The sequence below is a fragment of the Parendozoicomonas sp. 209JJ7-1 genome (assembly GCF_058147085.1).
This window is the reverse complement of sequence record NZ_JBYVJU010000011.1, coordinates 72,471-97,850: the sequence shown is the minus strand read 5'-3', so window position 1 is coordinate 97,850 and position 25,380 is coordinate 72,471. Positions and strand designations below refer to the sequence as shown.

Below are 25,380 nucleotides of genomic sequence, written 5' to 3'. Positions count from 1 at the left end.
GTGAATGTCGGAATCTTCTTTCTATCAAAGTGCGCCGGTGGAAAGTGCGCCGGTGGTGCTGGTTACGGGCGCTGCCCGGGGTATAGGGAAAGGCATTGCCACTTATCTGTTGTCTGTCGGCTATCGTGTGGTGGTACTGGACTGCCTCAGGGAGGAGGGAGAAACCCTGGTAAGAAAGCTGGCCGGGCAGGGGGATATCCGGTTTATCCGTGCCGATATCAGCGATGAAGCCCAGGTGCGCAGAGCGCTGGCCCGCATCGGCAACTGGTTTGGTTGCCTGTATGGAGTGGTCAACAATGCTGCGGTGGCGGAACCTTATAGCGGTCCCTTTGAATACCTCGCCCTGGAAGACTGGCAACACTATCTGGATGTAAACCTGACCGGCACTTTTCTGGTGTGCCGGGAATCCATAGAATTACTGCGTCAAAGCAAAGGAGCGATGGTGAATATCGCTTCCACCCGCTGGCTGCAGTCTGAACCCCAGTGCGAGGCTTATGCTACAAGCAAGGGAGGATTGATTTCCCTGACTCATGCTTTAGCTATCACCTTATCCGGGCAGGTGCGGGTGAACTCAGTCAGTCCCGGGTGGATCGATTTTCCTCTCCCTGAAAATAACGGCACGGATGCGGATACAGCCCGCCCCGTTCACCTCACCGAAATCTGTCACAAACAACATCCCACCGGTCGTGCAGGTTGTACCGATGATATTGCCGGTATTGTGGAATATCTGCTGTCTCCAAAAGCCGGGTTTATAACCGGGCAGGATATAGTGGTTGATGGTGGTATGACTAAGAAAATGGTTTACGAATAACGGTTCGTGTCCCTTGCTCTGCTACTGTTTTATTTATGCCTCCAGCTATGGCTCCTGTAATAGCAGCTTATAAAAACCTTCCATATCCAGTTCGTCCAGACAGGCCGAGAGCCGGGACGCGATCAGTACCTGCTCCGGCTGTTTTCCCAGCAGTGCAATCCGCTCCTGTAAGCCTTCAATATCACCCATATCCAGCATGTCCTGGATAATGGTTCTCTCGTTGTCAGGCAGTGGCCGCTGGCTGATGGTCTTTCGTGAAGCCTGCGGTGTAAGGCTGTTGCTGGCAGTATGAATGCCCAGGGTCTGGAATATTGTCTGGAACAGCAAAGGCAGGTCGCAGGGTTTGGGCAGGAAAGCCTGGAAGCCGGATGCCAGTACCTTGCGCATTTGTTCCGGAAAGACGCTGGCGGAAATGGCAATGCAGGGAATATGCTGCAGTTGCGAATCGGCTTTAATAATACCCACCATCTCCTGACCAGTCATAACCGGCATGCGCAGGTCAGTGAGGATCAGGTCGCAGGGTTGTTTGCGGAGGCTGTCCAGGGCTTCCTGGCCATTGCCCGCAAGGGTGATGTGAAAACCGGCCAAAGTCAGCCACTGTTGCATAACATCCCGGTTGGATTCCCTGTCATCCACAATCATCAGGTGAGGTGCTGGTGTTATATCAAGGATGGGCAGTACAAAGTCGGAGGTTTCTTCTGGTTCACCCAATGCTTCCGTTTCCTGAAAGGGGAGCAGAACGGTGAAACAGCTGCCGGAACCTTCCTGGCTTTCCAGGCTGATTGTTCCTCCCATTGCTTCCACCATGCGCTGGGTAATCGACAAGCCCAGCCCGGTGCCTTCTTCCCCATGGTGGCTGTCCAGCCTTTCAAAAGGAAGAAATATCCTGTCAATCTTGTCCTCAGGAATGCCATCTCCAGTATCCCTCACTGCAAACTGCAGCTTCTCATCGGCCAGGGTGACATTCAGCGAGACTTCACCCTCAGGGGTGAATTTTACGGCATTGTTCAGAAGGTTGATCAAAATCTGCTGCAGGCGGGTCACATCCTCCTGAATATAGCCTGGAAGTTTCGGGCTTATGGACACATGAAATGCCAGCCCTTTGTTATCTGCCAGAGGGGTAATCACCGAAGTGACCTCCTCCAGCAGGTGGGGAAAACTCATGGGCTTACGGTCAAGATCCAGGCGGCCGCTTTCGATCTTGGCGATATCCAGTACCTTGTTAATCACATCCAGCAGATGATCGCTGCATTGCTTGAGGGAAGCAAGGTTGTGGGCAGCCTGTCCGGTCAGGGTCAGTTCATGGTTAAGGAGCTGGGCGTAACCCAGTATGCCATTGAGGGGTGTACGCATTTCATGACTGACATTGGCCAGAAAGGTGCTCTTGGCGTTACTGGCTTCTTCTGCCCGGATTTTTTCTTCCCGCATGGCTTCTTCCAGGGCTACTACATCGGCCACATTTAAGGAGATGCCGGTCAGGAGAATATCATCGCTGTCCGCCACGGTATGGGGCAGGGAGTATTCCTCAAAGTAAGTGGTCTCCCCTGTGTCCGGATAGATATAACGGAACCGGGCATGGAAAGGGGACATGGTTTCCAGGGCTTTCATCATTACTTCGCCATAGGCGTGCTGGTCTTCCTCCGGAACACCGTCGAACATTTTGTAGCCGTCACTGACGAGGGTGTCTTCAGGCATGTGAAAACTGTTCCACAGTCGTGTGCTGGCGAACAGCATCTCCTTGAAATCTCCCGTATGGGAGAGGCTCAGCTGGTAAACCCCACCCGGAATGGTATTAATAATCTGACGCATCTGCTTTGATGTTTCGTTCAGCTCTTTTTCCAGCAATTTTTCCCGGGTGACATCAATAAAAAAACCGGCCCTTAACATGGAGCCGTCCTTTTCTATTCGAAAAGGGCGGGAGTCCGCCCTGACCCATTTGATCTGCCCCGACGGGGTGATTATGCGCCAGACAACATGCAGCAGTCCGTTAAACCGGAAAGAATTTCTGAGCTTCTGCTCCAGTATTTTCTGGTCGTCAGGGTGGGAGTATTCGATCAGCAGCCTGCTGTTCTTCTGCAGGGCCTTCAGGGGGCGCTCAAACAGGCTTTCTCCGGCGGCGCTCATAAACGGGTATTGCCAGGAGCCATCGGCCCCTTTCCGAACCAAATAAACACAACAAGGAATGACATTGTTGATATCGATTAACTGCTGGCGGGCTTCCTGGACATCATCTTCCAGCTTTTCCTGCTTGTTTTTCAGGATCTGTTCGGTGGTGATATCGGTCCATACCTGGACCCTCAAAAAACTGCCATCAGGAAGTACCCGGAAGTGACGGCTGCGACCCTTGATCCAGCGTAGTTGCCCGGAAGGTGTGTACATGCGCCAGCTGGCCGTCCAGTCCTGGCAGGCGGGAACCGACTGGTCAATGGTTCTCTTCAATGCCCGCCGGTCATTGGGGTGACACAGGGACCAGAACAGTTCATGATCATTGATCATGGCTTTGGGGGAGAGTTCGAGGATTTTTTCAATGCCTTTGGATATATACAGAAACTCAATATGGCCGTTGGGCTGGTAGCGGGTCTGCAGCATAATGCCCGGTATGAAATCGGTCATATCCCGAAACGCTTTTTCACTGTTCTTTAAGGCATGATTCTTATGGTCCAGTTCGTTTTTCAGTACTTTCTCCTGGGTTATGTCCCGGGTTATGTCCATACATACTCCCACCCGGATAATGCTTCCGTCTTCCAGTTCTGATAAATGACGGCCCCGGCCTCTTAGCCAGAACTGGCGCCCGGCCCTCGGTCTGACCCGCCAGCTGTGTTCCCACTCAATCCGCTGGGTCACTGTACGAATAATACTTTCCTGCAGGGCTGCTATATCGTCCGGGTGAAACTGGGTCCACATTAAGTCACTGTCTTTCATGATGGCGTCTTTGGTTATACCCAGAAAATCAACAACGCCTTCCGAAATATAAACAAACTCGATTTTCTTATCCGGGTAATGTCGTGTTTTAAAGACAATGCCCGGTACAGCATCAATCATTTTCTGGAAAGAGATATCTTCGGGGACTCTCGGGATTTGCCCCTGCGCCTGATTGGGTTCGGCATATTCCCGGGTAACATCCCGGATAATACCGTCCCAGGTAAGGCTGCCGTTCTTGTGGCGAACAGGTATGCGGCTTTCAGCTTCTATCCAGTGGATTTCATTATGCGGACGGTTTTGGTGAATAATACGCCACCGTATATTCCAGGGTTGGGCTTTTCTGATATGAAACATCATTCTTTCATACACAGTTTTTTTGTCGTCCGGATGCATTATATCCCAGGCTAGATCATTGTTACTGCACAGCTCCTCACTGGTACAGCCAAAAGTATCCTCAACTCCCTGACTGGCATATTCAAACCCGGAACGCCCGTCGGGATAAAAATAAAAGCGACAAATGAACCCCGGAATATTATCTGCAATCTTCCGGATGACCTCTGAAGATATGTCGCCTGCCGGTGCCTGCGGTGAAAAATGCCCTGTGGGAGGACCTGTATTGGCCATACTGTTCCGGGTGATGTTCTGGGAGAGAAAAACCGTATACAGCATAGGCGTTATGAAGAGATCGTTATGGTTTTCTGAGCGAACATAAATGCATTACAGAGGCGAAGCTTGCAAAACTCTGCGTGTGAACAATAGTTAGCGGGTTTTTGTGATGGCTTTTGGGTAGATGTTATAGCGGAGTAATTATTCGTGTTGTCGTTAACGGTAATGACATGGCCTCCGGGGGAGATACCCGGGGATCAGATTCTGGTTGTTCCCGATGAGGGGGGGCTGATTGGTCGTGACCAGGACTGCGCTGTCTATTTACAAGACAGAGAACGTTTATTGTCCCGGAAGCATGCCCGCCTGCAGTCCAAAGATCACGTATGGCTGATTGAGGATCTGAGTCGTAACGGCATACACCTTAACGATGAACAAATGTGTCATGGCGCAACAGGGAAAAGACACTTGAAAGATGGTGATATCCTAATCCTCGGGGAGTATCGGTTGATGGTCAGTCTGCCCCAGAGTGTTTCCCAGGCGTCTTCTCAAACGCACTTACAAGGGTTTTCGCGATCTTCTTTACCAAACACAGCAGACACACAAAACACAGCAGACACTCAGATTTCCACATCATTAGAATCTCCAACCCCCTTTAGAGCCGGAGACAGGGGCAGCCTGCCTGCAGATCCGCCGCTGCTGACCGATACTGTAGCCAGTGAAAATCTTTCCGGTTCCCTGTGGTCCGCAGACAATGCCGCCAGTGCCGTAAATAACGGTATAAATGCAGATGAGTTCCTCCTGCCTTCGGACGGTGTGCCTGGTGCGATTATCTCCGCTTATGGTGGTGTCAGGATGCAGGGTCTGGTGGGTGTTGATGCCCTGGCCGATGAAGTACTGCGGGAATTCAGTCCGGATTACCTGCAGCACAAGCTTATGCCCTGGCGAAGAAAAGGTTTACACCGACAGTCCTGGTGGAGTCTATATAAAAGCTATCATCGCCAGCTGGAGCGCAGCGGGGAACTGCATATGCGTTTGCGTGAGTGGTTTCTGCGTTCGGATAATTTTCACCATGATGGTTTATAGCGTGGATTCCATGCAAGGTTTCCTGCTAGAAGCGGCCACGCTGTTTTTATCTCTGGGGCTGCTGTTTAGCAGCGGCTGTTCGATGGAGAGGGGAGGCGTCTCTGGTAAACCAGAGGAACAGCGGCCTCCCCTGACTGGTGTTATTAACCTTTCTGTCCGGGTCGCCGACTATGTAAACCCTGACGTTTATGATCGGCCTTGCCCTGTTGTACTCAGATTGTACCAGGTTTCAAACTGCGATCTTCTGCAAAACTACCGTTTCCTTGACCTCTACCAGAAGGCAGACCATTTTCTCGGTGCCCGGTTACTCTCGGTGCAGGAGCTGCCGACGCTCTATCCCGGGCAGGGATTGCAGGTCAACCTGCCTTTGGTGAAAGGTACCGGGTGTCTTGTGGTATTAGCTGGTTTCAGTCGTTTTCAGGAGGGTAGTCCCCAGGCCTGGCTGCCTCTGGACAAGTCCACGGATGTGCAGTTGCGTGTTGAGGGTTTACGCGTTGTTCTGGTTCGGGGCAATTGATGGTTACAGAGAATAATACTGTCTGGCTGGAAGGTATGTTTATCACTCCCCAGCATTTCCAGCAGCATGACCGTTACCTCCATGGCCATGTGCGCAACTGGATACACAGTTCTTTCGGCGAGCGTTCAGGGCTAAGGAAACTGGATATTGACCAGGACCGCCTGCGTACAGGTTGCGTCCGGGTGATGTCAGTCCAGGGGATTTTTCCTGACGGTACGCCATTTTTGAGGGAGCAGGAGCTGAACCTGCAGATTCCGCAGGGCACAGTTCACAAAAAAGTCTATCTGGCACTGCCTCTGTATCGCCCCGGACAGATCAATATTGTCCGGGACGCACCACCGACTATGCGTTACACAAGTTTTAGCGAAGATGTTGTGGATGAGTGTGCCGAAGATAATGACCTTGTCAGGGTTGAACAGAGTCAGCTGAATATTTCACTGCAGCTCGAAGGGGGAGACCTGAGCTGTTACACCTTGTTGCCGCTTCTGGAAGTGATGGAACTGCACAATGACGGTTCTCTGGTGACCGGGCCGTATTTTATTCCCCCATGCCTGGATATAGCGGCTTCCCCGGTAGTGATAGCTCAGCTGTCTGAATTGACAGCAGTGATGACCCAGCGTTCACGGCAGGCCTGTCAGCGCCTGCAGGCCGGAGTGCAGGCTCAGAGTCGGCAGATGCGGATTCTGGATCTGCTCTGGCTGCAGACACTGAACCGCTGGCTGCCCTGGTTCAGGGGGATGGACTCAGGGTTGTCTCTGTCCAGTGATGATATGTTCCGGGAACTGACCATGTGTTTTGGGGATCTGCTGGCCCTGATTCCGGAACCACTGCCTGAGTTACCGGCTTACGACCACGGTAATCCGGGACCGGCCCTGATGACGCTGTTCCGTAGTTTACGACGGGTGCTCAGTAATGTAGTGGACGAAAGGGTTCTTTTGATTCAATGGGATACGGAACAGTTTGCCGAGCGTCGCCTTCTGGTCCTGGAAGACCCAGGGTCGGAACGTCTGCAGTCAGGACGCATTATCCTGGGAGTGCAATCCAGTCTCGGGGTGATGGTGACTTCGCAGAGGTTTATCAATGCCAGCAAAATGAGTGGCAGCCGTCGTATTGAGACCCTGGTGTGCAGCGCTCTTCCCGGTATTCGCCTGGAACAGCTGCCGGTGGCCCCGGCGGAGCTACAGACCCAACCGGATATGATTTACTTCGAGGTTGATCGCAGCGATATCCTTTGGCAGGAAATGCTCTCCGGCGGTGACCAGCTGATGATACATGTGGATGAACGTCTTCCTGATATCGAGCTGGTCCTCTATGTCATTCGCACTGGAGAAAGTCTCTGATGCTGAATGATGACCAGACCGTGACCGTTGAAGGAAGGGGGCAGCAGACCCGAGTGGTACCGAATGCATCCGGCGGTGCCAGTAGCCCGGGCCTTGAGACCGGAGCCTGCCACAATGTGTTGTTGAGACTGGGGGCTGATCTGTTGGCGCTGATCGCATTTTTGCCCCGTATGCATCCACCGGAAGATCCTGGTCGTGTACGGCAGCAGATTCAGGAACAGTTGATGCGCCTGCGCAGTGAAGGGGGATTTCTGGCCTGTTCCCCCTGGATACTGGAAAAAAGTGGACTGGTCTTCTGCGCAGCCATTGATGAAGCGGTTTTGAAAACAGAATGGGGGCGCCGTTCGGACTGGGCCAACGATACTTTGCTTAGCCGCCTTTATGGCCTGCGTAATGGCGGGGATCTGTTCTACCAGTTGCTAAACCAGGCCAGGCAACAGCCGGAAGCCCTGGCCGGGTTCCTGGAACTGCAATATATTCTTATGCAGCTGGGTTTCTGTGGCCGTTACCATGACCAGCCCGGACAGCGGCAGAGCATCTGTTACGAACTGTTCCGCATCCTTCAGAGAGTGGCTCCCGGACGCCCGCTGGAGTGTCGGCAGATGCCGGTGATGCGGGAACGGGCCAGACTTATACGCTTCCGTTTGGGCTGGGTCACTCTGGTTACGGCCCTGGTCTTTGCTGTGGTGTTTTTCTATGACTGTTACCGTTACGAGCAGCAGTCGGTCAGTCAGCAGAAACAGTTTGAGGGCCTGATCAGGAGCAGGAATTTATGAACCCGCTACAGCTGATACTGATTATTGTCAGTGGCGGAGTGGGCCTGGCCAGTATTGGCTGGTTGCTGTTAAAGCAGTTTGGCTGGTGGTCGGTATCCCTGTTTCTGGGGGTGATGATTGTTGTTGCGGTGGTAACCCAGATTGTTCGTTTCTGGCACAAGCGCAAAGGGAAGGGCAAGGAGATTTCGGCAGAAGAAAAAGACGCTAAATACCACAAGCAACAGCAACAGCAGTCAAAGCATCGTCAGGAAACACTGGTGTGTGCCGCCATTACCTCGGCGTTCAGACTTTTGCAGAACCGGGTGCATGGTGACCCCTACTGTCTGCCTCTGTATTTGATGATTGGTCCCGAAGAGGCCGGAAAAACCCAGCTTTTAAAATCCTTTGGCCTGGTCAAAATGCAGACCCTTGAGCTGGAGCAGGCCAGCGATTTCCTGGAAGTCTGGTACAGTGAATATCTGCTGGCGGTCAAACTCTGGGGACAGCTCTATGACCAGAGTGGTGGGAGCGCCGGTGATGAAAGGTGGGAATACATCATACGTCGTCTGTTTAAAGAGCGTCCTCGACGCTGCCTGAACGGGATGATTGTTACCCTTCCGGTCACCCTGCTGACCGCTGTCAGTGAGGATGACAGGGATAGCCAGGCCAGTCATCTTCGCCGCTGCCTGCGGGACATTACCCAGATTGTCGGCCAGACTCTGCCGGTGTACCTGCTTTTAACTCAGTGCGATCGCCTGGCCGGTTTTGCCGGCGCTTTTCATATGGCTATGCCGGGAGAATCCGGGCAGTGCTTCGGCTCCCTTATGTCGGGGGCGGCAGACGGATACGATGAAAGGTGGTATGAGAAAACCTGGGCGGACCTACGGGAGAAGGTCGAAGCACGCACAACCCTGGCCCTGAATGACGAGAAACACACCAGCCACCGGGTAGATATTGTCGCGTTGTCCTGGCAGTTGCAGTTGCTGGGCACCCGGTTTGGGAAAATGCTGACAGCGGTGTTTGATCCGGGACTGTTGGGGGGGGCGGCCAGATTTCGGGGGTATTTCTTGACAGGCAAGGGCGGGGACTTTCCTTCCGAAGACCTGCTGGGTGAGCATCTTTGCCAGCACTATGGCTTCGCGGGGGTTATATCTTCACAAGGTATTGCTAATACCGCTCAGCTGTTTGCTTCCGGTTTGGTGTCGGGAGTCCTTTTGCCAGAGGCCGGGCTTGCCGGAAATAACCAGGCCCGGGTATGGCGCTGGCGGGTGGCCTCAGGCTGTTGGGTTATCGTATGCTTGTCGTTTATTCTGCTGACGGGAGTATGGCTGTATGTGAATCAGGGTTTTCTCTCTGAACGGGGGGAGGAAGCAACCGCTGCCCTGAAACAGCTTCGTGAACCTGTGCCGGGTAATCTGGTTGACAGTATCCAGTGGCTTGGCAGCTTTCACAATATTCTGTTCACTTACCAGCGGCCTGTTCCCTGGTATATCTCATCCTGGTTTGTTCACCACGGGCCGGGTAAAAGCCTGGAGAACCTGTGGCTGTCTCAGCTTTCACAGAATTTGCGTCCTCAACTGCTGAAATGGCTGGCGACCCGGGTGTTGGAGGATACTGACAAGGGACGACCGGACCGTCTGGTAACTTACATGCAGCTCTATCTGGTATTAACCGGTCAAAAGGGAATTGCTCCCACCCGTTCGGGATTGCAACTGGTGATTCGTAACCTCCTCACGGAAAAACATGCCAGTCTGGAAAAAACTTTCATGACAGAGCTGGAGGTCATGATTGCCTACCCGGGCACCATGGCGGAAAGGGATGGTCGGTTCATGGATGCCCTTCGCCATAACTGGGAGAACCTGGGTGACGGTTCGGTCTATATCATCAATATGAGCGGGCTGCTTGGGCTTAGTAATGTTCCCTTATCGTATGTGTTCGGGCGAGATGTACTGAACACCTTCCAACCGGATAAAAATCTGGTCAAGGATGGTTTTCCCTCTTTATTTACTGCGAAAGCCGCGGTGCAGATGGATATCCGTACCGATGACCCTGCTCTGAAGGTCTATCTGGCTGTACGCCAGGCTTTGTTTCATCCCCAGTTTCCGACGGTGAGCGAAGCGGAAAAGCTGGCTGTTATCCGGAGTATCCAGGAAGTCTACTTTCTTCGCTATACCCGTTTCTGGCAGGAGTTCCTTGCTTCTCTGACCCTGAGGCCGATAACGTCCAGCGGGCAGCTCACCGGCTTGCTGATGGGACTCGCGACATCTGGCGAGTCGCCTTTGGAAGAGCTGATAAAAGTAGTGGTGGCCAATACCCGGTTGGTTCAAAAAGACTCGAATAAAACGTCTGCAGTTCCTCGGGAGATGACAGAGGCCGGTTTATTATTGTCAGCCCATGGCGGAGCAGCGGGCAAAGCCTTGGGCAGTTCTGCTTTGAAAGGGACTGCCGCAGAGAATGCCCTGGCAACAACGGGCGACATCATTCGTGCTGATGATCTGGTGCAGGATCTGGCCCACCGGTTTGCGGACTATGCCCGGCTAATTGGAGAGGATGATAAAACCGGCTCGGTTATGGGTCGGCTGGAAAAGGGCATAGGGTTGTTTTACGGCGGGGTACATTCATCTCTGTCTGGCTCTGATTATGATCTTAACGCCCTGAAACTGTTGGCATCCTATGCTGAAGGCAATATTAAAAGCCTGCCCTGGCCGGTGGATGTTGTGGCCACATTGCCGGAAACGCCCCGTCGATTGATGCAGAAGGTTTTTGATATTTGCGTTGAAGAGCTCCTGGATGGTGCGTCAGACCGGCTGGATGCCCTGTGGCAAAGGGATGTGGCCCCGCTCTGGATAAATCAGCTGGAAAGCTTTTATCCCTTTAACAGCCAGGGACAGGATGCGGAGCCAACCACTGTTGAACGTTTCTTCGCGACCGGGGGGATGGTTGACCAGTATGTTTCTCAGTTTTTAAAACCGTTTGTTGAGCAACAGACGACGGCGGATGGCAGCCCCCGGCTGGTACCCCGGCAGGTGCTGGGGCATACGTTGCCGGTGGTGTCTTCCCTCTGGACACAGTTAAGTGTTGTGTCTGGTATACGGCAGTTGTTGTTTTCTGGCCAGAATCGTCTGGGAATGGAGTTATCGATCAAGGCTGTCACTATGAATCCTCAGATCACTTTACTGCGCCTGGACAGCGACAGTGGGGTGCTCATCAGTCGCCATGACCCTTCCAGCTGGCAGACATTCTCCTGGATCGGAAATCATCCGGATATTCCCCTGACCATGAGCCTGTTCAGCGGCGACCTGCTGCTGGCGGAGGAAAACTGGCGGGGACCCTGGCGCTGGCTGCGCTGGCTGGAATCCGGGCAGGGAACCCCAGTGGGCAGTGGCAGATTCCGCCTTGTTTTTAACCTGCAGGCGTATCGGGCTGAATTTATGGTGCGTCCCCAGACGCCGAAGCTTCCGGGGCAACTCATGGGGGCTTTACAGCTGCCGGAGCGGATTAAATGAGTAAGTCTCTTTCCTGCGATATCTTTGACTTTCCCGTGCTGGCCATTAACCGCCTGGAGCTGACCGGTCGGGTGCTGGGCCGTTTCACCCGGGAAGCCATGGACGGATTGACGGGGCGGTTCTGCATTATTAAAGGTCCGTTCACTGAACCGGTGGATAACCACTGTTTTGAGCATGAGGCAAAAGTGCTTGCCTCCCTGTCCGTGCAGGGGGTGGTGGGACTGCGGCAATGCTTTCGAGACAGACAACGGTGCTGGTTGCAGCTGGAATGGCTGCCGGGACAGAGCCTGGAACAGCTCCGCTGTCCGCCGTCCCGGGCTGGCTGGATGGTGGCCCGGCTGGCAAGAATCCTCAACGCCTGCCATCAGCAGGGCTGGATTCATGGGGATATCTGTCCCGGGAATGTGCAGGTGAATGGTGTCCAGGTCTGGCTGCTGGATTTTGGCGCAGCACTGGCTCTTGGACAGCGTTATCCCTGGCGACGGCAGGTGCGACCAGGCTGGAGCAGCCCGGCACTGTTGGCGGGTGAGGGTCGGGTATCAACGACGGATGATGCCTATAGCCTGATGTTGCTGGCCTGCCTGCTTCTGACCGGCCAGCAGCCAAGTCCCGCGCCGGGGAAACCTGAATACCGGCACTGGGCTCGCAAGCTGAACCGTCCAGGCAGGTTGAGTCCACGACAGTGGCGTTTTTTTCGGGAGCTGATTGAGAAGCCCGGGGACGTTCGGATTCAGGATATTATGATCCAGGCTCTGGCCTGGTAGGTTCTGGCGTCTCTCCTCTTGCAATAGCCAGCCCGTACCGGATAAACAGTGGATAGAGCTGATCGGCTCTTGCCCCATCGGGCAGGGTGGCGGCCAGGTTTACAGCTCCTGCCACTGCATGGCAGAAAATCCAGGGGGGCGGGGGAACAACGGGAGTATCAACCGGGGTGATGCTGCCGCCAGACCAGAACACTGCCTGTGCCACCCAGCCGGGTGCCGTTTGCAGCCCGGCGCTCTCTATGGCTTTTTCCGCAAGGCGTCGGTGTTCTTCACTTGGCTGCTGATACCAACGGTGGGATACATTAATGGCCTGGATTTCCTGAACATTGAAACTGTCCAGAATGGCATGGCAACACAGCAACGCCCAGTTGATGCTCTCCCTTGGAGGAAGGCCGTGGGCGAGAAAGATTACCAGATCGTTATAGAGCTTTTCCTGTTGCAGTTGTGCTATTAAAGTCTGGGGTGATATTTGATCGGTCAGCCTGTTCTGTATGACATCGGATGGCCGATAGCGACAGGTAATTTCTTTGGCAGTGGCATAGGGCAGCCTGGGATAGGGAAGAGTCATCAGCATGCTAATTGATTTTCGTCAGACCACCCTGGATCTGTACCATGGCCGGGCAGGAAACCTGGACTATGGCATTGCCTCTTAGATTGGCCAGGGTTCCGGAGACTTCTACTTTTGCCGTGCCTTTTACAGTGGTCATCATGGCATCGATCTCCGCTGTGGCTGTGCCTTTTACCGAAACCTGGGGCGCGTTTATCTCGACACTGGCTGGGCCAATGGTAATTTTGCTGGCACCCACTTTCAGCTCAATACCTGCCTGACCCTCCAAAGTGATTTGTGGCGCTGTCAGTTTCAGGCTGGTGCCAGCATCAAACTTCCCATCTGTGCCGGCTTTACAGACCATCTCCTGACTTGCATTGCAGGTCATAGTGGCGTTTGTAGTCAGGGTCAAATTGTCAGAGGCCGTCTGGTCAAGGGTTTTGTCGATGGTGATGGAGAGTTTGTCCTTACCATGCCAGTTGCTTTCGCCTGTTACTTCCAGGTTGTCTTTGCCTTCTATAGTTGTGGAACGGTCATTGCGTACCAGGGTGGTCATATCTTTCTGGGCCTGGAGATAAAGCAGCTCGCTGTCTTTGGTGTCGTCCAGGCGCAGTTCATTGGCGTGGTCGCTGCCGGCTGTGGGTGTTGTACGGCTTAGCAGTCCGCTGGTTACGGCGCTGGGGTCGGGAATGGTGAGCTTGCCGTTATAGAGGCTGCCGACAATCACCGGCTGATCCGCTTCACCATCAAGGAATCCCACCAGAACTTCCTGGCCCACCCGGGGCAGGGTGTGGCAACCGAAGCTGTTCCCGGCCAGGGGCTGCAGAACCCTCAGCCAGCAGCTGGAGTGGTCGTCGGGGTTGCCTTCCCTGTCCCAGTGAAACCGTACTCTTATGCGTCCATGGGTGTCTGTATGGGTTTCACTGTTATCCGGGCCGGTAACCCGTGCGGTCTGCAGTCCGGGAATACGTACCGGATGGGATGGTCGAGGACGATAGGGCCAGTCTTCCGGCTGGCAGATAAAACGGTTGCTGTACTCCAGCCTCTGTCGGCCCTCAGTGCTGGATATTGTGTGACTGACAGAAAGCAGCAGGTAGTTACGAATCTGACTCTGGTCCGGGTGTCGGGACAGTCGGAACATGCCCCCGGCCTGGAAACCCGGTTCCGCAGAACCACCGTTCACCAGCAGGTAACGACTGTCCTGGGATTCCATCCATTGACGGGCCTGGCTGGTGGTCCTGTTCCTGTCCCGGCCATGGCCGGTGTAGCGGTAGGCGGCCAGTTTCAGATTGCTGCGCCAGCTGTGCTTGCTATTGATGGTGCTGGAGTTAATCACGTGGGCCTGGTCATCCCGGTAACTGCCGACGGTCAGGGTGCTGGTCTGCACCTGCAGGTGGGGTTGCCAGTACACCAGGGCTGTATCGAGAGCGCTGGCAGTACGGTAATACTCAATATCATCGGCACACTTGTTAAACGAGTGGTTGCTGTCGCCTATGACCAGGGTATGGCTGTTGCTGTCGTGCTGGAAATACCAGTGCAGGCCATCTTCCCGCAGTAGCCGGTCAATAAAAGTGTAATCGGTTTCATTGTACTGTACACAGTAGGGGCGGGTTGGGGGCGGCGCGTTGTTGGTGAAGCGGCAGTCGCCTCCGAGCCCGTGCTCCCCAAGCAGGGCGGTAATAATGTCCTTGCTGCTCTGGTTCTGGAAAATACGACAGTTCTCCCTCAAATCAAGGAGCTGCAACCATGGCCGCAGGGTGACCTGGCAGGTCTGCAGGTTATCCGCTTCCTTTCCATGGAGCAGGACAATGTCGGTGACAATTCCGTGAAAACAGCGAATCTGCTGACGACTGCCCTGAATCCCGGGTCTATAGTTGACCGACATTGTCTGCCCGAGCAGATCCGGGGCTTTGGGCTGGTCGTACAGAAGGTCAGCTTCCATGGAGAATGGCTGGCAGACATGTTCTTCTACTACCAGACGACTGAGCAGCCATTTTTGACCGTCACCAGTGGTGGCGGTCAGAGGTCGTATATTCGATGCCAGGGGGCCCGCAGTGTCTGCCATAGCTGGTGTCCAGAGTCTGTGAGTCGTAACGGGTAAAAAGGATAGATGAGCATGACGGGATTGCCTGAACCTTTCTCTTTCCTCTGTCGGAGCTGGTTTCTGGCCGGTAACGTGCTTGTGGGCATTATCGTGCTTGTGAACACTATGTTATGGGGGGGTGGCTGCTCCCATAAATCCCAGGTTGTGATGCCGGAACCTCTGCTGGAAAAGCAGTTAAAAGAAGTACCTCTTCTTTATCCGGCTGCGGAAGTCACTGGTTATTCCCTGCAGGGCAAAACCAGTCCCAGGCAGGCATGGCGGGAGTGGATTAACTGGTTGCAGGAAGAACCGCTGATTGAGGAAAGTTCATTCACATCATCCCGGAAAGTCACGGAAACCTCTGCAAACAGGCTAAGAACCCTCAGTGAATTCTGGCGGGATTGGCTTGAGCAGAGAGCCTGTGGGGGAGATCACACGGCCCAGGTTATTGTAGGTGTAGGCCAGTTGCAGGGCATGCTCTGGCCGGAGAATGTCCGGCAGGGGCGGGCCTGGCTGGATAAGGCCGCTGATGCTGGCAGTGGTTTTGCCGCCTGGCAGCGGGCGCAGTCGTTGTTAAATGGGACAGAGAAGCCCAACCCGGTGCGCCTGGAGAAGCTTCTTACCCTGGCCGCTGACCAGGGAAATACGACAGCGGTTATGGTGATAGCCCGCCGTTACCGGGATGGTAATGGACTGGTGCAGAATATAGACAGCGCCCGGCAATGGTATCTCAAAGCCATTGCGCTAAAGGACCTGCCGGTTAACGAGCGTAATAATGCCCTGGTGAATCTTGGACTCATGGACTGGTTCGGGCTGGGGGCTAATCCGAAGCCGGAACAGGCTGGCAGGTTCTGGCAGCAGGCGGCCGCCTCAGGCTGTGCCTGGGCCGCGTATCTGGCCGCTTTTATCGCAATCCGGCCCAAAAAACAGGAGGAGCTGCTCAGGCTGGCTGTAAGGGCAGGTATTCCGGAAGCATTCAACCAGCTGGGAATAGTGTGCTGGCACCAGAAAGACTACACGTCAGCGGCCAACTGGTTTGCCCAGGGGCGGGAAAAAGGCGATGGCCTGTCCAGGTATAACCTGGGAGTCTGTTATTTCACCGGGCTGGGAGCGCCCCCTGATGCCCATCGGGCAATGATGGCCCTGGATGAGCCTGTCCGGCAGAACAACAGGAATGCACTTCGCCTGCAGGGGTTTCTTTACTGGCAGGGACCCCAGCAGGGTACAGTTAACTTTCCCAGGGCGAAAAAACTGTTCAGTGAAGCGGCCCATCAGGGAGACCTGTACAGTCTGTATGCTTTATCCATTATTGAGGGCATAGGACAGGGCGTGCCCCGTGATCTTCCCTCGGCCTGGGCCCATGCGGCGACTGTGGCAGCCTGGGGAGTTCCTGAGGCGGCAACGGTTCGTGATGATCTTGCTGCCCATATGTCGGTTCTTGAAAGGCAGAATGCCCGCAAAATGGCCCAGTCCCTCTTTGAGCATTATCGTAATGGTTCCGCGTTCCTTGATATTGAACGACAGCCTCCATCTATAGCGGAACCTCTGGCAAAGACAGGGGGCTGATCTATGCTGTATGCCTGTGAACTGTTTAGGTGTTTTTGTATTCGCAGTTATTTGTTCACATCTATTCATTCATAACTGTTATTCATTCACAACTATTGCCAGAGTGGGCACATAATCTCTTATGTTTCTGCAGTCATCAGAGATAGAAGCTGTGCTGGTACCCTGTTCCGATGAGTTTTCAGCAGGGCAGGATTTACGAGCTGACCGCAGCAGTTTTCGACCCCTACGCAACAGGTACAATATTGCCCGCACCAGTTTCCGCCAGTGGATGCAGGAACCCGATGCCCAGGAACGGGAAAACCTTGAGAAAATCAATCGCCAGAACTGGGAAACTCTGTCAGAACAGCTGGTAGACGCGACAATCCGGCAGAGCAAGGATTTGGAGCTGCTCTCTTGGCTGTGTGAATGCCAGTTGTTTTCTCCTGCGCCCTGGCACAGCCTTAAGGCGGCCCTTGATGTTCTGGCACAGGTTATTGAGCGCTACTGGGCGGACTGTCATCCGGGGGCAGTTATTGAAGAGAATTCTGACGTAGATGTTGCCCGTCGGGTCAGTTTCTTCAGGACTCTGTTCGGGGAAGGGGGGGATACCGGGCTGCTGGTACTGCCTATCCGCATGGCCGTGCTTGTTGGAAGTACGACATTGGCAGACTGCCTGGGGGCAGAACACAGAGGGGAGTCAGATTCCATCAAGGCCCTTCTGGTGCCGGATATAGCCATGGAGGCTGACGCGCTTCGTGACAAGGTGCAGGTGTTGTATGGCATCAGCCAACTGACAGAAAGCCTGGAACAGCAACTGACGAAATTATGTGGAAACCAGTGGCCAGCAAGGGGCATAAAGCCCTTCCATGAGTTGGTGAAAACCCTGATTCGCTGGCTGGATTTTATTTGTGCCGATCAGATACCCTTTTGGCCATCGGATGCAGAGAGGGGGGATACTTCCTCTGAAGAGACAGAAGGACAGCAGCAGGAACAGCCACAGGATAATTCAGCCGCTGCTTCATCCCCCGTTTCGGCTGATGCTGCAAATACAAGTGCAGGGATGTCTACTTCCGAGGGCATGATGCAGACGGGGTTTCAGACCGATGCTCCGGCCCGTACTCGCATAGATGCCTACCGCCAGCTCCAGCAGCTGGCCGACTATTTTCGTCAGACGGAGCCTCACAGCCCGGTAACCTGTCTGTTGGACAGAGCCGTTACCTGGGGGCAGATGTCATTGCCTCAATTAATGAAGGAGCTGCTGGCCGGGCATCAGCAGGCTTTGGAACGGGTGGATGACCTGACCGGTCTGCTGCACCCGCCTTCCGTCGGGTTTGCTCCATCCCAGAAACCTGTTTACGGGTTCTCATCGGTGAGGGAGCAATCTCCTGAACCTGATATGTCAACCTGGCAGCAAATGATGGAGCCAGCGAATGTACCGTCAGGCATCAGCAATGATTCTTCTGTTCCACAGGTTCCCGATATATCCGACGGCATAGAGAATGGCCAGAAGTCGCAGGAGAGTGAGGACAATGACCGCCCCGATAATCCTGCCGGTGATACAGACACTTTTAATCAGCAACTGATATAGGAGGCCCGCTGTTATGGCCAGTCTTTATATGCGAGTAGGGACAGATGATATCAAGGGCGCGGCCACCGCGGAGTACACCGGTGGTGACGATATGTCGAAGCAGGGCTGGTTCGCGATCAAGAGTTTCTCATGGGGGGCCGTGCGCTCAGTGGGCATGGATATAGGCAATGGTATGAATCAGGATTCGGGCATGGTGGCTATGAATGAGCTGACCGTAGCCAAAGAGGTGTGCGGCGCTTCCGAGCAGCTGTTGTCCAGCCTTTATATGCCTGGTGATGAAGGCAAAATCATAGATCTGATTTCCACCAAGCCCGACCGTTCAGGACAGGGTTCTCAGGTTTATCTGCAGATTAAACTGGAGAAGGCCCGTCTGGTGTCGTACAGCGTCAGTGGCAGCGACGGTGCAGTTCCTTTCGAGAGCCTGGCGGTCGCCTATAACACCATCAAGGTGAAACACTGGCATGAGGCTGAGGGGGGCAAGCTTGAAGCCGGTGGGCTGGTCGCCTATGACCTGCCTACTGGAAAAGTGATCTCCGGCAAGAAATAAATACCTTTCCATAGCATGAGGATGTCGTCATGGCACTGAGTTCTCAGCACAAGCGGGTTCGCAAGAACCGGGTCAGTATTACCTATGATGTGGAAACCAACGGTGCCGTAGAAACACGGGAACTGCCGTTTGTTGTGGGGGTGATAGGGGATTTTGTTGGCAATAAACCAGAAGACCAGCGCCAGCCCATGGACGAGCGGGAGTTTACCCAGATAGACAAGGATAACTTCAACGAAGTTATGGGGCGTATCGGCCCGGAACTGTCCCTGAAGGTGGATAATAAACTCAGCCAGAAAGAGGAAGATTCGGACCTGCAGGTCGACCTCAAATTCCGTTCCATCAAGGACTTTGAGCCGGAACATATTGTTCAGCAGGTTGAGCCATTGCGAAAGCTGTTGGATACACGTAATCACCTGAAAGTGTTGTTAAGCAAGGCTGACCGTTCCAAAGACCTGGAAAAAATGCTGCAGGAAATCCTGCAGGATTCTGAAGTACTGGGATCCCTCTCCAAAGAGCTGGGTGTTGAAAACGGTACCAAGGAAGAGAAATAATAATGGCTGACATTGATAAAGCAGCGACTTCGGAAGCGGCCGGCGAAGCCGGTGAGAAAGGCAGCCTGTTGGAGCAGGCCATTGCGGTGACAAGCTATACCCCACCGGATACGACCAGGGAGCTGTTGGGTGCGTTGACCAAGCAGGCCATGGCTGGAGCGTTAGTCTGGGACCGGAACCTGACCAAAACCATTGAGCAGGCGGTAGCTGCCATCGACAAGACGATTTCTGGTCAATTGTCGTCCATTATGCATGCTGGGGAATTCCGGGAGCTGGAGGGCAGCTGGCGGGGGCTGCAGAAGCTTGTGCGTGAGTCGGAACTGGGACCGGATCTGAAAATCCGGGTATTTGATATTTCCCGTGAAGAGTTGCTGGAGCAGTTTGAAAATGCACCTTCCATTGATCGCAGCCTGTTCTTTAACAAAGTATACCAGCATGAGTTCGGCACGGCGGGGGGGGAACCCTATGGCGTGATAATTGGCGATTATTACTTCAGCCACGGGGAGGAGGATGTAGCCCTGCTGCGTTACCTGGGAGAAGTCTGCGCCGCCAGTCATTCACCGCTGGTTACCGGCACCAGTCCCAGGGTATTTGAATACGGTGATTTCCAGATGTTCAGCGAAGGTCGGCCTGTGGCAGCTGGTTTTGATGCTCCGGCCTATGCCAGCTGGAATGCCTTGCGCAACAGTGACGATGCCCGCTATATCTGCATGACCATGCCCCGGGTGATGGCCCGTATGCCCTACGGTCAGAGCACTTCACCTGTACGGGATTTTGATTTCGAGGAGTTTGAACTGGGCGGGGACGGCAAACCCCGACCAGGAGGCCCGGAAGATTTTGTCTGGAGTAACGCGGCCTGGGAAATGGGGCTGAATATGACTCTGGCGTTTACTAAGTTTGGCTGGTGTACCGCTGTGCGGGGCAAGGAGAATGGCGGGATAGTGGAGAACCTTCCCAACTTTATCTACACCTCCGATGCCGGTGATCAGGTGCAGCAGTGCCCGACCGAAGTCAATCTGACCGATGAACGGGAAAAAGAGCTGAGTGATTTGGGCTTTCTGCCACTGGTGCATTACAAGAACAGTAACTTCGGCGTATTTATGGGAGCACAGACTATCCAGAAGCCGAAAATTTATACCGACCCTTCCGCCACCGCTAATGCTGCTATTTCGGCAAGGTTACCTTATATCATGGCCAGCAGTCGCATTGCCCACTATCTGAAAGTTATAGGGCGGGACCAGATTGGTTCCCATAAAACCCCGGAGGATGTACAGAAATATCTGACCTCCTGGATTGGCCAGTATGTCAATGCCAATGCTTTGGGAGATGAGGCACGGGCAACCCATCCACTGCGGGAGGCACGCATTGATGTTGTTGAACAGCCAGGGCGCCCCGGGTGTTATTCCGCCGTCGCTTATTTGCGGCCATGGCTGCAGTTGGAGGAGTTGACGGCATCCCTGAGAATGGTGGCTGAAATTCCGGGGTAGGGTGATGGCCGGAACAGCGAAATGCGACAGATTTGCTGTAATTGCCCAGAGGCTGGTGCTGGAAATTGACCAGCTTCTGAGTCGTCAGCTGGATGAGATTCTTGACCATCCTGAGCTGAAGGCTTTGTATGGGCGCTGGTTTGCCCTCTGGTCCCTGGTGGATCTGTCTGTCGATCACCGGCAGGTGCTGCTGAAAATTATGCATTGTACCTGGTTTGAGCTCACTGATGACTTGAACCGTTCCGTGGACATAGGGAGGTCATGGCTTTATGACCGCCTGGGTCGGCGGGAACTGAATACGCCGGGAGGGCTGCCTTTTGGCCTGTTGCTGGCAGACTATATGCCCTCGTCCGATCCGGGAGGTATTCTCTCCGCCGGTGATGACCTGTTTACTCTGCAGATGCTGGCGGCAACGGGAGCCATGGCTCTGTGCCCGGTGATTGTATCTATTCAGGATCAGTTCTTCGGCAGTCATGATGACCGCCTGCTGGTTTCTGCGGAAAGGCTGGAGAGGGTATTAAACAGTGAGGATTTCCAGAGTTGGCAGTTGCTGCGTAAAACGCCTGAATCCGCGTTTCTGGGGGTGGCCTGGCCCTTGCTGGTGTACGAGTGCCCGGTGCATAGCTGTATTGGTTTTTGTTATCGGTCCTGCAGCGTATCCGCCCATACCCTGCAAATAGGTGCCGGCTGGGCTTTTGCCTGTATCGTGATGCGGGAGTTTGACCGATGCCACTGGTTTGGTTTCCTGCGTAACTGTGACGCAGAAATTGACGGTGGAGGGCGTGTATCTGCTGGAGATCGAGCCAGTGAGGAGAATCTGTTCTCCCGGGCGGTGGCCAGTATTCGCCTTAGTGAATATCTGGAGAATAGCTATCATAAACTCGGTTTCCTGGTAATAGGTACCCGCTATCTGTCCGATACTATGGCCTTCCATAATAATAATTCGGTGCTGGCCTGCAGCAACAGTGCCGATGCCCAGATACACGGCCTGCTGCAAAGCACCCTGACCGGTTGCCGGTTCGCCCACTATTTGAAAGTGTTGGTGCGGGATCGCGTAGGTTCTTTTGATAGTGTGGGGGACTGTGAACTCTATCTTAACCGCTGGTTGCAAAAATATGTCAGTGAGGTGGACTACGGGGAGGCCAATATCATGGCTCGCTTTCCCCTGAAAAAAGCCAGTGTCCAGCTGGAATATGAATCCCGCTACCTTGGTTATTACCGGTGCCGGGTCAGTCTTAAGCCTCAGTACCAGTATGATCGTATGGAGTCTGAGATTGTGATGTATACAGATATAGCTTCAGATACGTTAGCGGAAAGGTGATGACGGGGTTGCTGGAGGCGTTTACCGGTGAGTTTGTTCAGATCTCCGGTGATCCCCTGAGGAATTCGGTGATGATGGCCATTTTAATGTTGCTGGGTTCCCGCCAGCCGGACAGTTATGACATAGAACACCTTCCGTTACTGAGGCAGTCAATCCTCAATTTTGGGGTGGCCGACCTGCACCAGCTACGTAATGCCCGCCAGGTGGAAAGTTATTGTGAAGATCTTGGCCAGCGTATCAGGGCGTTTGACCAGCGTCTGGCATCGGTTACGGTGCGTGCGGATACAAGGGAAGAAGCCGCTGATAACACATTAAAATTGATGATAACAGTGCAACTGCTTGATCAGCATGAATGTGTTGGTTTCGCTACGGATATTCGCCTGACTGACGGTAACTGCAATATTCGGGAGGCCACCGGTGACTGATTCCCTGTTGCAGTATTACAGTCGGGAACTGGAATCTCTGCGCCTGCGGGCCAGGCAGTTTGCGGATACCCATCCGGGGGCGGCGTCTCGGTTGGGGCTGGCCGGGGAGCATATCGCTGATCCCCATATGGAGCGATTGCTGGAGAGTATCGCTTTCCTGAATGCCAGGTTGGAAAAAAGACTGGACGACAATTACCCGCAACTTGCGGAAAGCCTGCTGCGACGATTGTTTCCCCACTATCTGCGCAGCCTGCCCTGTATGGCTACAGTACATATCGAGCCTGATAAAACCTTGAAACAGCAGGCATTGATACCCGCTGGTACCCGCCTGGAAGTGAATACGGACATCTCTCCCCTGACGTTTACTACGACCTGGGATCTGCAACTCTCCCCTCTGCAGGTGTATGACGCGCAACTTGAGCAGGCACCTTTCAGTTTTTCCCCCCAGGTTTCCTCATCGGCGCTTTTGCACCTGCGCCTTGCTGCATCTGACCCTGATCTGAATCTGGCTGAGATGAAACTGAGTACGATCAGTTTCCATGTAGATGGTGATCCCTCTATACGGCGGTCGTTGTTTGATCTGGTGATGGGACAATTGTCGGGTATTGTTATCAGTGGTGGACTGCCGGAGGATGGCCTCTTTTTGCCTGCAGATAAACTGAGGGCTATAGGTGAGGATATGTTTCTTTTGCCCAGGCCTTCAATGGGTTTTGCCGGGTATCAGCAGTTGATGGAAGTGCTGGCATACCCGGAGCCGTTTATGGGATTTACCTTAACAGGGCTGAAAGAACCTATTGCACGCCTTGAGTGTAGTGAACTGCATATTTATCTTCTGCTCAGGGATGCGCCACCGGAGCTGTCCCGGTCCGTGGGTGCCGGACGCTTTCGTACCGGCTGTGTGCCGGTTGTGAACCTGTTTCCCTGCCAGGCAGAGCCTATATTGCTGGATTACAGCCGTATGCGGGAGCGGGTCAACCCTGAGGCCCGTTCCGGCAGTGACGCAGAGGTCTGGTGCGTGAATCAGGTAACAGATATTACTGACCCGGAGCAGAAGCCTGTCCCGCCTCTTTATGGACTGAATTTTAACGACAGCATCACCGGCCTTTACTGGTTGGAAGTCGGAGGAAGGGAAACCAGAGGAAAGCTGCATACCTATCTGGCGTTGTCGGATATCAATTACAACCCGGCGGTGAATGAGCGACGGGTGTTTCTGGTGGATACCCTGTGCAGCCACGGTAATCAGCCCAAGGCACTGGCGGCGGGTACCCGTCTGGAGTGTATTGATAATATTGAGCTGAATGGTGTTGCCCGGCTGATGGACAGCCCTACGGCCAGACGCCAGCCCCCTGCGGATTACAAAGCTGTCTGGTCTTTGCTGTCATTGTTACAGATGAACTTCGAGGGGCTGTTGTCGGAGAAACATCCGGAACAGACCCTGATTTTGTTGTTACGGTTACATATGCGGGGGCAGGCGCCCGATGGGGAAGCATGGATTGAGTCTCTGCGTTCTTTAACCTGTGAACCCGTGACTGCGCCTGTTTATATTGGCGGACGTCATTGTTTGGCCAGAGGCATGCGTATTCATATCACGATTGATCCTGAGCCACTGAAGGAGTCCTCTTTGTATCTGTTTATTCAGAGTTTGGACCGGTTGGTAGCCGCCTATGCCGGTTTTGACAGTTTTTTACAGCTGAGTTTTACCCTCCAGGGGCAGCACGGAGTACTTACCCAGTGTCGTCGGCATCAGGCACGCCAGGCCGGTCTGTAATCCGCCGCCTGCAGGAAAATCCGGAACTCTTTTCCCTGGAGCAGGCCCTGCGGATTATCCGGCAGATGAAAAGGTATACAGCCCGTTCCCAGGATATTAATCTCCGGGTGCGGGCTATTCCCCGTACCAGCGGGCAGGAAGTGCTGAGTGTCCGGCGGCAGACGTCCGGTTGGGATATCGAGTGCGTGATTGAATCCCTGACCGGGGCGAAGGGAGTACTGCCCCATTACCTGAAAGATGCGGCCCTGGCTCTTGAGCTGGAAACCGGTGATAAGGCAATGAGGGAGTTTATCGGACTTTTTGAGGCTCCCTGGCTGAGGCGGCTGGTACGCACCCGGTATAAATATGACCTGGCTACACTGGCAGAGGTTACCGACCCAGGCTCCCCGGGAAAGGTTATCTATGAGCTGTTTGAAGCCTTACTGCCTGCGGGTATTTGCCAGTTGTCCGGTTGGCAGCAGTGTATTCGATTTGCGGGACTGCTGGCTCCGGCCCACAGGCATCTGGAAGGGCTGCGCATGGTACTGGCGGACTACTTCCAGGTACGGGTTGTGGTACGTACCGCGTCGGTAAGGCGGCACAGAATCGCGAATGATACCAGAGTGAGAATAGGCAGCAGGGGGCAGAATAACCGTCTGGGGGAAGGCCTGGTGCTGGGGACCAGTGGTTACTTGGATAGCTGGCGGGTGGATGTTCTTCTGCTGCCTTCTGGTCGTGACCAGCTGCTGCAGGTGCTGGAGAGCAGTGAAATGTGGGATGCGGTGTTAAAAATGGCTGGTCTGTATTTGGCCTGTCGTACACCGGTGGCCGTTTATGTGATGGCCCGAAGATGTTTTCTGCAGCAGCCGGTTCTCAGTGCCTGCCAGCCGGAATCCCAGCTGGGGCAGTCGGTGTGCCTGGCACCTGAGCGCTGCCGGGGAGGGATGGTGCGGATAAAACTAAGGGCCAGATAGTTTCTTGCTGATTAGTCTCTTGCTGATTCCTTTGCAGTACCTCTCTCGAACACAAGATATCTGGCCATAGTCATCTAGGCTTATCACTGGTTGAGTCCACACCGATATTTTTGTTTAAGCCAATACCTTGAACCTTTGGTGAACCGGGCAAAACTGTCTGGGCTTCTCAAGCTTGTCCCGCCAATTATGTGAAAGGCCTGGTGGAGATCGCAATAGGCTGCAACGCTGGAATGTCACACTTTTCTGAGCAGCGGTACCTGT

General features: G+C 54.0%; 19 protein-coding genes. 16 read left to right on the top strand and 3 right to left on the bottom strand.

The window, feature by feature from the left end; genetic code table 11:
- Positions 1–4: 4 nt before the first annotated feature.
- Positions 5–811, top strand: a complete 807-nt coding sequence (locus ACY2RQ_RS12385; protein ID WP_490113291.1) for an SDR family oxidoreductase — start codon at positions 5–7, stop codon at positions 809–811.
- Between the two features lie 45 nt (positions 812–856).
- Here ACY2RQ_RS12385 and ACY2RQ_RS12380 read toward each other — a convergent pair whose 3' ends face one another.
- Positions 857–4,357 carry a PAS domain-containing protein gene (locus ACY2RQ_RS12380; RefSeq protein ID WP_490113290.1) on the bottom strand — a complete coding sequence of 1,167 codons (3,501 nt, stop codon included), beginning with the start codon at positions 4,355–4,357 and terminating at the stop codon, positions 857–859.
- A 189-nt stretch (positions 4,358–4,546) separates the two neighbouring features.
- On the opposite strand from ACY2RQ_RS12380, the gene ACY2RQ_RS12375 reads away from it, so the two are divergent.
- Genes ACY2RQ_RS12375 through ACY2RQ_RS12350 form a run of 6 tightly spaced genes read left to right on the top strand, consistent with a single transcriptional unit; the run spans position 4,547 to position 12,304 of the window.
- Complete coding sequence (locus tag ACY2RQ_RS12375; RefSeq protein WP_490113289.1) at positions 4,547–5,422, top strand: FHA domain-containing protein; 876 nt, start codon at positions 4,547–4,549, stop codon at positions 5,420–5,422.
- On the top strand, positions 5,409–5,939 hold the full coding sequence (gene tssJ / locus ACY2RQ_RS12370) for a type VI secretion system lipoprotein TssJ (RefSeq protein ID WP_490113288.1): 531 nt from the start codon (positions 5,409–5,411) through the stop codon (positions 5,937–5,939). Before ACY2RQ_RS12375 ends, tssJ begins: the two co-directional genes overlap by 14 nt.
- Entirely contained in the window at positions 5,939–7,279 is a 1,341-nt protein-coding gene (tssK, locus tag ACY2RQ_RS12365; RefSeq protein WP_490113287.1) for a type VI secretion system baseplate subunit TssK, read from the top strand. Before tssJ ends, tssK begins: the two co-directional genes overlap by 1 nt.
- Positions 7,279–8,055: a type IVB secretion system protein IcmH/DotU gene (gene icmH, locus ACY2RQ_RS12360; protein WP_490113286.1), complete on the top strand. Its 777-nt coding sequence runs from the start codon at positions 7,279–7,281 to the stop codon at positions 8,053–8,055. Before tssK ends, icmH begins: the two co-directional genes overlap by 1 nt.
- On the top strand, positions 8,052–11,540 hold the full coding sequence (locus ACY2RQ_RS12355; RefSeq protein ID WP_490113285.1) for a type VI secretion protein IcmF/TssM N-terminal domain-containing protein: 3,489 nt from the start codon (positions 8,052–8,054) through the stop codon (positions 11,538–11,540). The genes icmH and ACY2RQ_RS12355 overlap by 4 nt, the downstream gene beginning before the upstream one ends.
- Positions 11,537–12,304: a protein kinase domain-containing protein gene (locus ACY2RQ_RS12350; protein ID WP_490113284.1), complete on the top strand. Its 768-nt coding sequence runs from the start codon at positions 11,537–11,539 to the stop codon at positions 12,302–12,304. The genes ACY2RQ_RS12355 and ACY2RQ_RS12350 overlap by 4 nt, the downstream gene beginning before the upstream one ends.
- On the opposite strand, the gene ACY2RQ_RS12345 is transcribed toward ACY2RQ_RS12350, so the two are convergent.
- Positions 12,279–12,878, bottom strand: coding sequence for a DUF6931 family protein (locus ACY2RQ_RS12345; protein WP_490113283.1), 600 nt, complete (start codon positions 12,876–12,878; stop codon positions 12,279–12,281). The two genes, ACY2RQ_RS12350 and ACY2RQ_RS12345, sit on opposite strands and share 26 nt — an antisense overlap.
- 1 nt (position 12,879) lies before the next feature.
- On the bottom strand, positions 12,880–14,916 hold the full coding sequence (locus ACY2RQ_RS12340) for a type VI secretion system Vgr family protein (RefSeq protein ID WP_490113282.1): 2,037 nt from the start codon (positions 14,914–14,916) through the stop codon (positions 12,880–12,882).
- Between the two features lie 51 nt (positions 14,917–14,967).
- Between ACY2RQ_RS12340 and ACY2RQ_RS12335 the strand changes: the two genes are divergently transcribed.
- From ACY2RQ_RS12335 to ACY2RQ_RS12295, 9 genes are all read left to right on the top strand, one after another.
- Positions 14,968–16,500: a tetratricopeptide repeat protein gene (locus ACY2RQ_RS12335; protein ID WP_490113281.1), complete on the top strand. Its 1,533-nt coding sequence runs from the start codon at positions 14,968–14,970 to the stop codon at positions 16,498–16,500.
- Positions 16,501–16,621: 121 nt separating this feature from the next.
- A complete protein-coding gene (locus ACY2RQ_RS12330) occupies positions 16,622–18,067 on the top strand; it encodes a type VI secretion system protein TssA (protein WP_490113280.1) in 1,446 nt (481 codons plus the stop codon).
- 13 nt (positions 18,068–18,080) lie between these two features.
- Positions 18,081–18,614, top strand: coding sequence for an Hcp family type VI secretion system effector (locus ACY2RQ_RS12325; protein ID WP_490113279.1), 534 nt, complete (start codon positions 18,081–18,083; stop codon positions 18,612–18,614).
- Between the two features lie 29 nt (positions 18,615–18,643).
- Positions 18,644–19,165 carry a type VI secretion system contractile sheath small subunit gene (tssB, locus tag ACY2RQ_RS12320; RefSeq protein WP_490113278.1) on the top strand — a complete coding sequence of 174 codons (522 nt, stop codon included), beginning with the start codon at positions 18,644–18,646 and terminating at the stop codon, positions 19,163–19,165.
- A 2-nt stretch (positions 19,166–19,167) separates the two neighbouring features.
- Positions 19,168–20,652: a type VI secretion system contractile sheath large subunit gene (tssC, locus tag ACY2RQ_RS12315; protein ID WP_490113277.1), complete on the top strand. Its 1,485-nt coding sequence runs from the start codon at positions 19,168–19,170 to the stop codon at positions 20,650–20,652.
- A gap of 4 nt (positions 20,653–20,656) precedes the next feature.
- Positions 20,657–21,973: a type VI secretion system contractile sheath domain-containing protein gene (locus ACY2RQ_RS12310; protein WP_490113276.1), complete on the top strand. Its 1,317-nt coding sequence runs from the start codon at positions 20,657–20,659 to the stop codon at positions 21,971–21,973.
- Positions 21,973–22,398, top strand: a complete 426-nt coding sequence (locus ACY2RQ_RS12305; protein WP_490113275.1) for a GPW/gp25 family protein — start codon at positions 21,973–21,975, stop codon at positions 22,396–22,398. The genes ACY2RQ_RS12310 and ACY2RQ_RS12305 overlap by 1 nt, the downstream gene beginning before the upstream one ends.
- On the top strand, positions 22,391–24,166 hold the full coding sequence (gene tssF, locus ACY2RQ_RS12300) for a type VI secretion system baseplate subunit TssF (RefSeq protein ID WP_490113274.1): 1,776 nt from the start codon (positions 22,391–22,393) through the stop codon (positions 24,164–24,166). Before ACY2RQ_RS12305 ends, tssF begins: the two co-directional genes overlap by 8 nt.
- Positions 24,130–25,119 carry a type VI secretion system baseplate subunit TssG gene (locus tag ACY2RQ_RS12295; RefSeq protein WP_490113273.1) on the top strand — a complete coding sequence of 330 codons (990 nt, stop codon included), beginning with the start codon at positions 24,130–24,132 and terminating at the stop codon, positions 25,117–25,119. Before tssF ends, ACY2RQ_RS12295 begins: the two co-directional genes overlap by 37 nt.
- Positions 25,120–25,380 lie beyond the last annotated feature (261 nt).